This is a genomic window from Actinoplanes sp. DH11 (assembly GCF_020873875.1).
GTDB lineage: Bacteria > Actinomycetota > Actinomycetes > Mycobacteriales > Micromonosporaceae > Actinoplanes.
Map to the genome: position 1 here is coordinate 124,883 of NZ_JAHWGU010000018.1, position 13,704 is coordinate 138,586.

Below are 13,704 nucleotides of genomic sequence, written 5' to 3' on the forward strand. Positions count from 1 at the left end.
CAGATCAATCCTCGTAGTAGCACTCGTGTTTGCCGCCGACGTGCAGCTCGAGGCTCATCCCGTTGAGCGTGAAGGTCGAGGCCGAGGTGTAGTACGCCTGCTGCCGCAGGTTGTGGATGGTGACGCTGGTGGCCTGCTGGCCGAAGGCGCCGGGAGCACCCTTCGCCTCGTCCTGGGCCGCGTCGAGGGTGCCGGCGTCCAGGCCGATCTGCATGTTCTTGAACTCGGCGTCACCGCCGAGCTTCGACATGCCGATGAGCAGGTCGGTCGCCTTCACCGGGCGGGCAGGGTCGTCGCCGGCTTCGATCCGCAGGGTGACCGGCCCGACCGCCACCGATTGGCAGAGATCGTTCAGTGTGGCGCCCTCGATGCCGGACATCGCGGCCGGAACCGTGCCGTCCTTGGTCTCGAGCTCCCCGCTGTACTGGGTGAAGCCCTCGCCGACCAGCTTGCTGGCGGAGAGTTTGAACTGTTCACCGGCGATCACGAAGCTCGCGGCGAGTGCGCCGTTGGCCAGCGCGAGGACCAGGCCACCGGCGACGACCGCCGGTACGCCCACCGCCACGGCGAAGCGGCGCCAGTTGGTGCGCCCGTACGCCCCAGCGCTTTGCGCATCCTTCACGGAACCTCCTTGGGATGGCTTCCGGCCGCCCGACGGACAGCGAAGGCTGTCGATGCCGCAGCCGTAATGTGCCGGAAATGTTGCCGCTGTCGCGCAACGCCGACAAGGCCCCGCGCTACCAGCCGGTAACCCATCGCGCCTCGATCAACATGACCGTGTGTGACGCCTGCCACGCCGCTGTCCGATATTTCGGACAAAACCTTTGGCTGGGCCGAGTTACCCGTTACCCGGGGTACGCAAGGGCAGATTTGTTGCGATTCGATAACAAACAATCCCACCGATTGGCCTTAGGTAGGCGTACCGGGCTGCCGATCGGAAAGACATGAACGCCCGCGAGGAGCGCCGCCGATGAGCGTGCAGCGGCGTCTCAACCTGGGCTTCATCGCTCTGTTTCTGCTCCTCATGGCCTTCCTGGTGGTCCAGTTCGGCATCGGTGGCCGGGTCGACGCCGAGCACGAGCGCCGGGCCGCCGAGATCACCGCCGCGCGCCTGGCCAACCTGCGGGTCCTGCAGCAGATGACGGACGCCGAGACCGGGCTCCGCGGGTTCCAGCTCACCGGCGACACCGCGTTCCTCGAACCGTACGAGAGCGGGCGCGCCGGTGCGCTCGCCGCCCTCGACGAGGTGGAGGCCGGGGTCGCCGACGATCCGGCGCGTCAGGTCGCCGCCCAGGAGCGTGCCGTGGCCCGGACCTGGTTCGAGGAGTACGCGGCGCCGGTCGTCGCCACCGGCCAGGCCGGTGAGGAGGAGGCGCACGCGGTCCGGGGCAAGCAGATCTTCGACGAGCTCCGCCTGGTCAACGAGGCGGTGGACCAGAGCATCGCGGCGGACCAGCGTGCCGAGCACCGGGCCGGGACGAGCGCCACCCGGCGGGTCACCGCCGCCTCGGCAGGGCTGCTGGCGCTGATAGTGCTGATGGGGTACGCGGTGGTCCGCACCGGGCGGCGGCAGCTGCTGGCCCCGCTCGACCAGCTGACCGGGACGATCCGCCGGCTCGCCGCGGGCGACCGGGGAGCGCGGGCCGAACCGGTCGGGAGTGCCGAACTGCGTACCGCCGTGGAGGCGTTGAACGACCTGGCCGCGCAGACCGACGCCCTGCTCGCCGAGGAGCATGCCCGGGTCGCCCGGGCCGGGTTGCGCCAAGCCGTCGCCGCCGAGCTCCAGGATCTGCGCGACCCACCGGCGGCGGTGCACCGGATCGCCGAGCTGATCGGGGTGGCGCTCGGCGCCGGGACCGTGCACTGCGTGCTGACCGTGCCCGGCACCGGCGCGGTGCGGGTGGCCTGGCCGGACGGCAGCGCCGGACTGCCGGCACCGGTGGCCGGCGACCTGCTGACCGGCGGACCCGGCCGGGTCGTGATGTCCGGCGACGACGCGATCGGGGTGTCGTTCGGCGGCGACGCCGACTGCGACCCAGGTTACCTGCGAGTTGCCCGGCCCGGCACGGACGGCTGGGCGGCTGCCGAGCAGCGGCTGCTCACCGGCGTGGCCGAGGCGATCGAGAGGGTGTTGCGCCAGCTCACCCTGCAGTACCGGCAGGCCCGCCTGATCACCGAGCTGCGGATGCTGGACCAACGCAAGGACGTCTTCATCTCCACCGTGACGCACGAGCTGCGTACCCCGCTGACAAGCATTCTGGGCTACACGGAGATGCTCACCGAGGACGCCGATGAGGACCTGACGCCGATGCAGAAGCGGTCGCTGAGCGCGATCAGCCGCAACGCCCACCGGCTGCACGAGACGATCGCCGACCTGGTCCTGCTGGACCGCCCGGACGTCGCGGGCGAGGGCGGCTCGGAGCCGCTGGACCTGGGTGAGGTGGCGACCACGGTGCACACCGAGCTGGCGAACGCGGTCCGGGCCAAGGAGCTGACGGTCAGCTTCGACGCCGCGGAATGCTGGGTGATGGGCGACCGGATCCAGCTCCAGCGGGCGCTGCGGAAACTGATGGAGAACGCGATCAAGTTCACCCCGGCGGGCGGCAGCGTGCGCTGCGTGCTGACCGCCGACGCGCACACCGTCACGGTGGCCGTCACGGACACCGGCATCGGCATCCCGGCTGAGGACGTGCCGGGCCTGTTCACCCCGTTCCACCGGGCCGGCAACGCGATGGACCAGGCCGTGCAGGGGCCGGGCCTGGGCCTGGCGATCGTCCGGGACATCGTCAGCGACCACGGCGGCAGCATCGCGGTCCAGTCGGTGGTCGGCCGCGGCAGCACGTTCACCCTGACCCTGCCCGCGATCGCGGCGCCGGTGCCGCAGCAGGAACCGCTGGCGGTCGGGTGACGGCGGGCCGGCCGGGCAAGGGTCACCACCTCGAGTCCGGCCAGGTCGCGCCGGGCCGCGATCCAAAACGTAACAACGGCTCTGTTCCGGTCGCCGGGATCCGAAACACGGGGCGCGTAGCGTAATCGCGTGGATCTGAACACCGTCACCGACGTGGTCAGCCCGGCCGCTCCCGGCTCGTGGCGCCCCGGTGACGCCTGGCTCGGTGGGGGCACCGCCCTCTTCGGCGAGCCGCGCACCGGGGTGCGCCGGCTGCTCGACCTGACGGCCGCCGGCTGGCCCGCGCTGACCGCCCACGACGACGGCGGTGTGGAGATCGCCGCGACCTGCACGGTGGCCGAGCTCCACGAGCGGCTCGGCCGGCACACCCTCGTGCGGCAGTGCTGCCACGCGTTCCTCGCCTCGTTCAAGATCTGGAACGTGGCCACCGTCGGCGGCAACCTCTGTGCCGCGCTGCCGGCCGGCCCGATGATCTCGCTGAGCGTGGCGCTGGACGCGACGGTGCTGCTGATCGGCCCGGACGGCGTCCAGCGCCGGGTGCCCGCCGCGGACTTCGTGACGGGGGAGGGCACGACCGTGCTGCGCGACGGGGAGCTGCTGCGGTCGATCCACCTGCCGCCGGGGGCGTTCGCCGGGCGGTACGCGTACCGTCGTGGCTCCCTGCACCGGCACGGCCGCTCGGCCGCGCTCCTGATCGGACGCCAGGCGGGCGCCAGTTTCGCGCTCACCGTGACCGCGTCGACCCGGCGGCCGCACGTGCTGCGCTTCGACGCGCCGCCGCGGCCGACGGAACTGGCGGCGGCGCTGGCCGCGCTGCCCGCCGACGGTTACGTGCACGACGTGCACGGGCACCCGCTGTGGCGGCAGCACCTCACCCGCCACTACGCGGCGCAGATCCTGGCGGAGCTCTCATGATCGAGATCAATGGGGCGGCACACGAGCGGGCGCCGCGGCCGGGTCAGTGCCTGCGCACCTACCTGCGCGAAGAGGGCTGCTTCGGGGTCAAGAAGGGCTGCGACACCGGCGACTGCGGCGCGTGCACGGTGCACGTCGACGGCACCCCGGTGCACTCCTGCGTCTACCCGGCGTTCCGCGCCGCCGGCCGGCGCGTCACCACGATCGAGGGCCTGGCCGGTCCCGGCGCGCTGCACCCGGTGCAGCAGTGCTTCCTGGACGCGCAGGGCTTCCAGTGCGGCTTCTGCACCGCCGGCATGATCATGACGGCTGCCGCGCTCTCCGCGGAGCAGCACGCGGACCTGCCACGCGCGCTCAAGGGAAACCTCTGCCGCTGTACGGGCTACCGCGCCATCGAGGACGCGATCCGGGCCCGGCCGCTCCCGGACACCGCACCGGCGCCCGGCTCCTCGGTCGGATCGAACCTGGGCGCCCCGGCCGGTCCGGACGTGGTCACCGGGTCGGCGCGCTACACGTTCGACGTGGACGTGCCGGGCGTGCTGCATCTCAAGGTGCTGCGCTCGCCGCACGCCCACGCGCGGATCGTGGCCGTCGACGTCTCGGGCGCGCTCGCGGTGCCGGGCGTCGAGACCGTGCTGACCTGCGAAGATGCGCCGGACCGGCTCTTCTCCACGGCGCAGCACGAGAACGAGGCGGAGGACCCGTACGACACCCGCGTCCTGGACGAGGTGGTCCGGTTCGCGGGTCAGCGGGTGGCCGCCGTGATCGCCACCTCGGAGGCCGCCGCGGAGGAGGGGTGCCGGCGTCTGCGGGTCGACTACGAGGTGCTGCCGGCGGTGCTGGACCCGGCCGCCGCGACGGCGCCGGGCGCGCCGGTGCTGCACCCGGGAACCACGTCGAACGTGGTGGGTGAGCTGCACGCGTCCCTGGGCGACGTGTCCGCCGGCCTGTCGTCCGCCGATGCCACCTGTGCGGCCACTTTCCGCTCCGGGCGGGTGCAGCACGCCAGCCTGGAGACGCACGGCGCCGTGGGCTGGCTCGACGACGACGGCCGCCTGGTGATCCGGTCCAGCACACAGACACCGTTCCTCACCCGCCGCGCCCTGGCCCGGCTCTACGACCTGCCCGCCGACCGGGTCCGGGTGATCGCCGGCCGGGTCGGCGGCGGGTTCGGCGGCAAACAGGAGATGCTTGTCGAGGACCTGGTGGCGCTGGCCGTGCTGCGCACCGGACGGCCGGTGAGATGGGAGTTCACCCGGGCCGAGCAGTTCCTCGGCGCCACCACCCGGCACCCGTTCGAGGTGACGGTGACGGCCGGCGCCCGGACCGACGGCACCCTCACCGCCCTGCGGCTGGACGTGGTCGTCGACACCGGTGCCTACGGCAACCACGGCACCTCCGTCATGCACCACGGCTGCCACGAGACGATGGCCGTCTACCGGTGCGCGAACATGCGGACCGACGCGGTCACCGTCTACACCAACACGGTGCCGGCGGGCGCGTTCCGCGGGTACGGCCTGGGCCAGGTCACCTTCGCCGTCGAACAGGTCCTCGACGAACTGGCCCGCCGGATCGGCATGGACCCGGTCACGTTCCGCGAACGCAACGTGGTCCGGCCCGGCGACGACCTGACCGCGCCCGGCGACCACGTCGACGACCTGGGGATCGCCAGTTACGGGTTGGACCAGTGTCTCGACCGGATGCGCGCGGCCGCCGTACCCGTCGCCGTGTCTGCCGCCGAACCTGTCGCCGGACCTGTCGCCGAACTTGTCACCGAGCCTTCCGCCGGGCTTGTCGCCGAGCCTCCCGCCGGGCCCGTCGCCGGGCTTTCCGCCGGACTGTCCGGCGGGTCTCTCGCCGGCGCGGTGGGCGAGTCCGCGCCGCCCGGCTGGCTCGTCGGTGACGGCATGGCGATCGCGATGATCGCCGCCGGTCCGCCCGGCGGCCACTTCGCCGACGCCACGATCAGGCCGCTCGGCGACGGCCGCTACGAACTGTGTGTGGGCACCGCCGAGTTCGGCAACGGCAGCACGACGGTCTTCGCCCAGATCGCCGCCGACGAGCTGGGCACCACCCCCGACATGATCGTGATCCGCCAGTCCGACACCGACCTGGTCGGCCACGACACCGGCGCGTTCGCGTCCACCGGCGTGGTCGTCGCCGGCCGTGCCGTCCTCCGCGCCGCCCGCGCGCTGCGCCACCACCCCGGCAGCACCGCGGGTCACGGCCACTTCGACGGCACACCGCGGTCGGTGGCCTTCAACGCGCAGTTCTTCCGCGTGGCGATCGACCCGGCAACCGGCGAACTCCGCATCCTGCGCAGCGTGCACAGCGCCGACGCCGGCACCGTGCTGAACCCCGCCCAGCTCCGCGGCCAGATCGAGGGCGGCGTGGCCCAGGCCCTCGGCGCCACCCTGGCCGAACACGTCGACCTGGACGAGAACGGTCACGTCACCACGACCGGCTTCCGCCAATACCACCTGCCCACCTTCGCCGACGTGCCCCGCACCGAGGTCCACTTCGCCGACACCACCGACACGATCGGCCCGCTCGGTGCCAAGTCGATGAGCGAAAGCCCTTTCAACCCGGTGGCCCCGGCCCTGGCGAACGCCATCCGCGACGCGATCGGCGTCCGCCTGACCGACCTGCCGTTCACCGCCGACCGCATCTGGCAGGCCATGCAGAACCCTGAGTGACGACGCGGGGCGCGGTTCAGGAGACGGGCAGAACCGGGCGCACCGGGGTCTCGCCGACGAGGGTGTCCCGGCGTGTCATGACCCGGCCGGGTGGGCTATTGCGTCTTCGACACCTCGACCTCCTCGTCCGGCACGACCGGCGGAAGATCCTCGTCGAGGACGCTGCCCCACTCCCCGGTTGCCTGCGGTGCCGCCGACTCACCGACTCGCCGGCCGTCGTCGGCCTCGTCCTCGTCCGGGGTCTGCTCCTGCGTAGTCATGGCCCGCTCCTTCCGACGTCACTCTTCGAACCTGCATCGTCGCAGGTCAGCGCGTTGATGCAGGCGGAAACGGCGCAGGTGGCGACACGGCGTGGACGCTGATCGTCGCGGTGCGGCCAGGCATGCGGGCAGTGCGGTCGGTGATCTACGGGCGGGCCGGCAGGCATCCCGCCATCGCGGTGACGGCCCTGGGGGTCATCGACAGTGCATCCGGCGCCGGCCTCTCCGCCCCGTGGCGCCGGACGCGCCGTCCTGTCGAGATATGGATCTGCTGGCGCTACGAAATCGCGGTTTTGACCCCTTGATCACAGCGATTTCGTAGCGCTAGCAGATCAACAACGCCCTGCGGAGGGGCTCGCAGCCGATCGCGGCTCCTCATGCACCGACCGCAAGGCAGCCGAGGGCGAGGAAAGGCACGCCGCACGCAACTTCCATGCCCGCCGCCGCGTCGGCGTCCTGCATCGCCACGCCCTGCATCGCCACGCCCTGCATCGCCACGTCCTGCTCTGAACGAGCGGCATTAACCGGCAGGAAAGCCCGCACTCGCCGCCTGCCAGAACCAGAGGGACACCTCCTCGTCGCCCTGGCCACCTGAGTTTCCGCGCGGGGTGCGTTCGTGCTCCCGGCTCCGCCCGGTGGCCCGGCGGAGCCGCAGATCCTTGCCCGGCGTCCCGGCGTCCCGGCGTCCCGGCGTCCCGGTGGCCCGGCGTTCCGGCCGAGCAGCCGGTCCTTGCGCGGGCGCCCGGTTGCGCTTCGGCGGGAGAGGGCTAGATTGCGGGCAGGGAGATCGATACCTCTGGATGGTTTGCATGTTCGATCAGTTCAGGATCGTGACCGACCCGGTAGCCGGTTCCGTCGGGCTCTCGGCGATCTTCGCCTCGCTCTCGCTGCTCACGCTCTTCCTGCTGCTCGGTGTGCTCAGGATGCGCGCCTGGCTGGCCGGGCTGATCTCGCTCGGCGTGGCTCTGTTCGTCGCGATCGTCGTCTATGCGATGCCGGTCGGGCAGGCGTTGCTGTCGGCCAGTGAGGGCGCCGCGTTCGGGTTCTTCCCGATCCTGTGGATCGTCCTCAACGCGATCTGGGTCTACAACCTGACTGTGGTAAGCGGGCACTTCGACGTGCTGCGCCGGTCGATGGAACGGGTCAGCCCGGACATGCGGATCCAGGCGATCATCGTGGCGTTCTGTTTCGGGGCACTGCTGGAGGCCCTCGCCGGGTTCGGCACGCCGGTCGCCGTGACAGTGGTGATGCTGATGGCGCTCGGGTTCCGGCCCATTCACGCCGCGGCGGTAGCCCTGATCGCGAACACCGCGCCGGTCGCCTTCGGGGCGCTCGCCACCCCGATCGTCACGCTCGGCACGGTCACCTCGGGTGCCATCGACGACCCCCGGCTGACCACCGAGACGCTCGGTGCGATGGTCGGCCGGCAGACGCCGATCCTGGCGATCGTCGTACCGCTCGTCCTCGTCGCGGTCGTCGACGGCCGCCGCGGCATCCGCCAGACCTGGCCGGCCGCGCTGGTCGCCGGCCTGGTGTTCGGGGTCGGGCAGTTCGTGGCGTCGAACTACATCTCGGTGCCGCTGACCGACATCGTCGCCGCGCTGGCCTCGGCCGCCGCGGTGGTCCTGCTGCTGCGGATCTGGCGCCCGTCCGAGTCACCCGACCTGCACGCGGACCGCACACCGGCCGGGCCGGCCGACGAGGCGGACGAACCCGCGGACGCGCCGGCGGCAGGACAGCGTGCCGGCACGGAATCGGTGTCGGGGGAGCGGGCCGGTGCGGGAGCGGGGTCCGAGGGCGCGGGCCGGCGGGCGCCGGTGACGACGCTGCGGCGGGATCCGCCGGGCGAGGTCGTGCGCGCCTACGCCCCGTACCTGATCATTATTGTCATCTTCTCGGTCGCGAACCTCGGACCGGTCAAGGACGCCCTCGCCGAGGAGCCCTGGACGGTCGTCTTCGCGTGGCCGGGCCTGGACGTCCTGGGCGCCAACGGCGCGCCGCTGGCGTCGACGAACTTCACCTTCGGCTGGCTGCCCGCGGCCGGCACCCTGATGATCCTGGCCGGCCTGCTCACGGCGGTGGTCCTGCGGGTGGGCCCGCTCGCGGCGCTGCGGGCGTACGGCCGCACCTACGCCGAACTCCGCCACGCCATTGTGACGGTCATGGCGGTACTGGCGCTGGCGTACGTCCTCAATCAGTCGGGTCAGACCGCCACCCTGGGCGAGTTGTTCGCGGCGGCCGGTGGCGTCTTCCTGTTCCTGTCGTCGATTCTCGGCTGGATCGGTGTGGCGGTGACCGGTTCTGATACCTCGGCGAACGCGCTGTTCGGGGCGCTCCAGGTGCAGACCGCGGTGGAGGCGGGGCTGGATCCGGTGCTGATGGCGGCGGCGAACTCGTCGGGCGGCGTGCTCGGCAAAATGATCAGTCCGCAGAACCTGGCGATCGCCGCGTCGGCGGTGGGGATGGCCGGCCGGGAGGGCGACATCTTCCGGCGGGTGGTGGGCTGGAGTCTGGTGCTGCTGCTGTTCATGTGCGTGCTGGTCACGCTGCAGGGCACTCCGGTGCTGGACTGGATGGTGCCGTGAGCCGACCGGTGCTGACCCGGCCGATGCCGGCCTGATCGGTGCTGACCTGATCAGGATCGGCCTGATCGGGGCCGGCCTGATCGGGGCTGAGCCGGCCTGGACCGGGCAGGCTCGGGCCGAACCGGCTGGGGCTGAACCGGCTGGGGCTGAACCGGCTGGGGCTGAACCGGCTGGGGCTGAACCGGCTGGGGCTGAACCGGCTCGGGTTGACGCCGAGGATGCGCTTGAAGTGCCGGGTCAGGTGCGGCTGGTCGTAGAACCCGCTGCCAGCCGCCACCGTGCTCAGCGGCTGACCGGAAACGATCAGCCGGCGGGCGAGGTCGACGCGGCGCGAGATGAGGTACTGGTGCGGCGTCATGCCGAACTCGCGCCGGAACGAGCGGACCAGGTGCGCCGGGTCGAAGTGCAGGACGGCCGCGGCGTCAGTAAGCGGCAGGCCGTCGACGATGTGTTCCTCGAGCAGGTCATGGAGGGCGTGCGCGGCCTTGGCGCTGGGCGGTTCCGGCGGGGCGGGCGCGAGGTGCGTGCGCAGTCGTTCCAGGGCGAGGGCGAGGAGACCTTCGGCGGCGGCCTCCTCGGGCGTACGGAGACAGCGGTGCACCGCGGACACCCAGCGGTACAGCGATCGATCAGTGATGGCGGGCCGGTCCACCGCGGCGCCGGTCAGTCGTTCCGGCAGCAGGCGCGGTTCCAGGTAGAGCACCCGTTTGCGGAACCCGTGCGGCCCGGCCGCGGTGCCGTTGTGCGGGACCTTCGGCGGCAGCAGGGTGACCAGTTCGCCGTAGGCGCCGCGCTCGTGCCGGTCCAGGTCGTAGCGGACCGCGCCGTCGTCGACGAGCAGCACGGTCCAGGCGTCGTGGGCGTGCATCGGGTAGCCGTGCTCGCCGAACCGGGCGTGCAGCACCTCGGCCACCCCGTCCAGCGGCGGCCGCCAGGCCTCGAGCTGGAGCACGTCAAAATCGTACAAGACCTGGTGGACCGGCTCGGCCGACGATGGGCGGCATGAACGCACCACTCCGCTTCGCCACCAAGATCGCCGTCCTGCTCCGGGACGACCTGCCGGTCTGGCAGCGCCTCAACGTGACCGCCTTCCTGGTCAGCGGCCTCGGTTCGGCCGACGCCGACCTGATCGGCGAGCCGTACGCCGACGCCGACGACGTCACCTATCTGCCGATGTTCCGCCAGCCCGTGCTGGTGTTCCAGGGCGGCAAGGAGGTGCTGACCGCGGCACACGGTCGCGCCCTCGCCCGGGGCGTGCACCTGTCGATCTTCACGTCGGACCTCTTCGCGACGGGCAACGACGCCGACAACCGGGCCGCGGTCCGGTCCGTCCCGACGGCTTCGCTGGACCTGGTGGGACTGGGCGTGCACGGACCGCGGGTGGCCGTCGACAAGATCGTCAAGGGTGCGTCGATGCACGGCTGACGGGACTGCTCCGCCCGTACACCAGTCGCTGTTGATCTTTCGCAGATCGGGTCAAGTCCGACAGAACCGAAATGCTCGGATTTCCCGGATAGGTGCCGATTAACCAGCTGTGACGGTTATCGCGGCATCCCAGATGTCCCGGCCCTCGGGGCCGGGACATCACTGTGGGCCTGGACCGTCAGCGGGCGAGCCAGCGCATCGGGTCGTTGATGACGTCGCGGACGACCGAGCGGGCGGCGCCGAGGGCTGGTGCTTCGGCACCGTACGCTGCGGCTCTGACCTCGGGTTGCGCCCAGCGCGCGCCCAGGAACGCGGCCCGCACCTCGCGCTCCACCTCGGGGCCAATCCAGGGCGCGAGGTCGCGGTAGATGCCGCCGAGCACGATCGTGCCGACGTCCAGCAGGTTGAGGCAACCGGCGAGGGCGAAGCCGAGCACCTGGCCGGCCCGGGCGAGGGCGGCAAGGGTGGCCGGATCGCCGGCGGCAGCGCGCCCGGCGATGAGTTCGGCGGTCGGTCGGACGCCCAGCATCGTCCCGGCGCCGGCCGTCACGCCCGCCGCGCGCAGGATCGCCTCGTGGCCCGCGTACCGCTCGAGGCAGCCGCGCCGCCCGCAGGGGCACTCCGGTCCGTCGCGATCGATGGTGAGGTGGCCGATCTCGCCGCTCCAGCCGTGCGCACCGCGGTAGAGCCGGCCGTCGAGCACGATCCCGGAGCCGACACCGATCTGACCGCTGACGTAGAGGTAACTCGCGCCGTCCCGGATGAGGTCCTGCTCGGAGAGCGCCGCGAAGTTGGCCTCGTTGTCGAGCGTGGCCCGCTCGCCGTGCACGTCCGCCGGCAGCACCTCGGCCACGTCGAGGTCGTGCCAGCCGAGGTTCGGCGCGAGGGTCACGGTGGCGCCGCGCCGGTCGACGATGCCCGGCACCGCCACCGCGCTGCCGCAGAGGATCAGGCCGTCGTCCTCGGCCGCGTTCTGCGCGCCGCGGGCGAGCCGGGCGATCCGATCGAGCACTTCCCGCGTGCCCTGGCCGCGCTGGTCCTCGGAGACCACGTGCTTGTAGCGGACCTTGCCGGTCAGGTCGACGACGCAGACCGCGGTGTAGTCGACGTTGACGTCGATGCCCAGCCCGGCCGGACCGTCGTCGCGCAGGCCGAGGCCGGTGCCCGGGCGGCCCGCCTTGACCCGGGTCGTGGTGCCGGTGTCGCGTACCTCGCGGACCAGGCCGCCGTCGATCAGTTCCTCGATGAGCGAGCAGGCGGTGGAGCGGTTGAGGCCGGTCGCGGCCGAGATGCCGGCGCGGGAGATCTCGCCGGACTGTTCGGCCACGCAGTGCAGGGCCATCGCGAGATGGGCGGCGCGTGGGTTGACGGTCGTGGATCTGCGGCCGGTCTGCGGGGCGCCCTGGGTCCGCGTCGCACCGTCGGAAGGCATCGCCGCTCCTCTCGCGCTGTGTGCCGTCACGATAGCGGTCCGTACGTGGCCACCCCTCGGCGCATTAGTCGGAGTAGACAACAAATAGTATGGCCCGCACCCCGTCACGGGCCGTGCTGTCAACGTGCGCTACCTCCCATCACGCGCCTGCGTTCTGAGCAGGCAAGTCCGCTTCCTGCGGATCTATATTGGGAGCCGTCGCTCACATTGAGTGTTACGGAGCCGTTACGGATCACCGCGTGCAACGCGCTCCTCTGAGCGTATGTTGTGCCCAGCAACAAATAGACCCCCGGCAGACATCGGCCTGCCGGTTGACGAGTTCGGCCCGCGCTGTCGCGGGCCATATAGGAAAGGAGACGTCGGTGTCCAAGAACTTCCGGGTTCTCGCGGCGGTCACCCTGGCCGCGACTCTGGCCGCGGCGTCGGGTTGCAGCAGCAGCCGCGACAGCGACGAGGGCTCCGGTTCCGGCAGCTCGAGCAACCTGGTCGGCATCGCGATGCCGACCAAGAGCCTCGAGCGCTGGAACAACGACGGAGCTCACCTTGACGAGCTGCTGAAGAAGGCCGGCTACGAGACGTCGCTGCAGTACGCCGACAACAAGGTCGACCAGCAGATCACCCAGCTCCAGAACATGATCAACCTGAACCCGAAGGTTCTGGTTGTCGCCTCCATCGACGGCACCGCGCTCGGCCCGGTGCTCGAGAAGGCCGCCGCGCAGAAGATCAAGGTCATCGCCTACGACCGCCTGATCAACTCGACGCAGAACGTCGACTACTACGCGACGTTCGACAACTACCAGGTCGGCAAGCTCCAGGGCGAGTTCATCGTGGAGCAGCTGGGCCTGAAGGACGGCAAGGGCCCGTTCAACATCGAGCCCTTCGCCGGCTCGTCGGACGACAACAACGCCAAGTTCTTCTTCTCCGGCGCGTGGGACGTCCTCAAGCCGTACGTGGACAGCAAGAAGCTGGTCATCCAGTCCGGCAAGAAGCTGGCCAGCAACGAGGACTGGAAGAACGTCTCGATCGACGGCTGGAGCTCGCAGAAGGCCCAGGCCGAGATGGACAACCGCCTGAACTCGTTCTACACGGGCGGCAAGAAGGTCGACGTCGTTCTCTCCCCGAACGACTCGCTGGCGCTGGGCATCGAGCAGTCGCTCGAGTCCCAGGGCTACAAGCCGGGCGCCGACTGGCCGGTCATCACCGGTCAGGACGCCGACCTGGCGAACGTGAAGAACATGCTGGCCGACAAGCAGTCGATGACGGTCTGGAAGGACACCCGCACCCTGGGTGAGCAGGTCTCCAAGATGGTCGACCAGATCATCAAGGGCGAGACCGTCGAGACGAACGACACCACCACCTACAACAACGGTGTCAAGGTCGTTCCCTCCTACCTGCTTCCGCCGGTCGTCGTCACCAAGGCCGACGTGCAGACCAAGCTCGTCGACTCCGGCTTCTACACCGCCGACAAGCTCGGCCTGTAACG

Annotated in this window: 11 protein-coding genes; 6 read left to right on the forward strand and 5 right to left on the reverse strand. The window is 71.1% G+C overall.

Features of this window, described 5'->3' with window-relative positions; genetic code table 11:
* Window positions 1-4: 4 nt before the first annotated feature.
* Window positions 5-622, reverse strand: a complete 618-nt coding sequence (locus LPA41_RS25320; protein WP_229073272.1) for a DUF6230 family protein — start codon at window positions 620-622, stop codon at window positions 5-7.
* Window positions 623-970: 348 nt separating this feature from the next.
* Here LPA41_RS25320 and LPA41_RS25325 point away from each other — a divergent pair, with 348 nt between their 5' ends.
* The 3 genes from LPA41_RS25325 to LPA41_RS25335 all read left to right on the forward strand — a co-directional run bounded on the left by LPA41_RS25325 (window position 971) and on the right by LPA41_RS25335 (window position 6,519).
* Entirely contained in the window at window positions 971-2,908 is a 1,938-nt protein-coding gene (locus LPA41_RS25325; protein ID WP_229073273.1) for an ATP-binding protein, read from the forward strand.
* Between the two features lie 129 nt (window positions 2,909-3,037).
* On the forward strand, window positions 3,038-3,823 hold the full coding sequence (locus LPA41_RS25330) for a xanthine dehydrogenase family protein subunit M (protein WP_229073274.1): 786 nt from the start codon (window positions 3,038-3,040) through the stop codon (window positions 3,821-3,823).
* Window positions 3,820-6,519, forward strand: coding sequence for a molybdopterin-dependent oxidoreductase (locus tag LPA41_RS25335; RefSeq protein ID WP_229073275.1), 2,700 nt, complete (start codon window positions 3,820-3,822; stop codon window positions 6,517-6,519). The genes LPA41_RS25330 and LPA41_RS25335 overlap by 4 nt, the downstream gene beginning before the upstream one ends.
* A gap of 95 nt (window positions 6,520-6,614) precedes the next feature.
* Here the strand turns inward: LPA41_RS25335 and LPA41_RS25340 are convergent, their stop codons facing one another.
* Both LPA41_RS25340 and LPA41_RS25345 read right to left on the reverse strand, forming a co-directional pair.
* Window positions 6,615-6,779 (reverse strand): hypothetical protein, encoded by a 165-nt coding sequence (locus tag LPA41_RS25340; protein ID WP_229073276.1) that lies wholly within the window; start codon window positions 6,777-6,779, stop codon window positions 6,615-6,617.
* A gap of 375 nt (window positions 6,780-7,154) precedes the next feature.
* On the reverse strand, window positions 7,155-7,322 hold the full coding sequence (locus LPA41_RS25345) for a hypothetical protein (protein WP_229073277.1): 168 nt from the start codon (window positions 7,320-7,322) through the stop codon (window positions 7,155-7,157).
* A 257-nt stretch (window positions 7,323-7,579) separates the two neighbouring features.
* Here LPA41_RS25345 and LPA41_RS25350 point away from each other — a divergent pair, with 257 nt between their 5' ends.
* Window positions 7,580-9,364, forward strand: coding sequence for an L-lactate permease (locus LPA41_RS25350; RefSeq protein WP_229073278.1), 1,785 nt, complete (start codon window positions 7,580-7,582; stop codon window positions 9,362-9,364).
* Here the strand turns inward: LPA41_RS25350 and LPA41_RS25355 are convergent.
* A complete protein-coding gene (locus LPA41_RS25355) occupies window positions 9,321-10,316 on the reverse strand; it encodes an AraC family transcriptional regulator (RefSeq protein WP_229073279.1) in 996 nt (331 codons plus the stop codon). The two genes, LPA41_RS25350 and LPA41_RS25355, sit on opposite strands and share 44 nt — an antisense overlap.
* A 50-nt stretch (window positions 10,317-10,366) precedes the next feature.
* On the opposite strand from LPA41_RS25355, the gene LPA41_RS25360 reads away from it, so the two are divergent.
* A complete protein-coding gene (locus LPA41_RS25360) occupies window positions 10,367-10,789 on the forward strand; it encodes a DUF2000 family protein (protein ID WP_374238207.1) in 423 nt (140 codons plus the stop codon).
* Window positions 10,790-10,967: 178 nt separating this feature from the next.
* On the opposite strand, the gene LPA41_RS25365 is transcribed toward LPA41_RS25360, so the two are convergent.
* Entirely contained in the window at window positions 10,968-12,221 is a 1,254-nt protein-coding gene (locus LPA41_RS25365; protein WP_229073281.1) for an ROK family protein, read from the reverse strand.
* 362 nt (window positions 12,222-12,583) lie between these two features.
* Between LPA41_RS25365 and chvE the strand changes: the two genes are divergently transcribed.
* Window positions 12,584-13,702: a multiple monosaccharide ABC transporter substrate-binding protein gene (gene chvE / locus LPA41_RS25370; RefSeq protein ID WP_229073282.1), complete on the forward strand. Its 1,119-nt coding sequence runs from the start codon at window positions 12,584-12,586 to the stop codon at window positions 13,700-13,702.
* Window positions 13,703-13,704 lie beyond the last annotated feature (2 nt).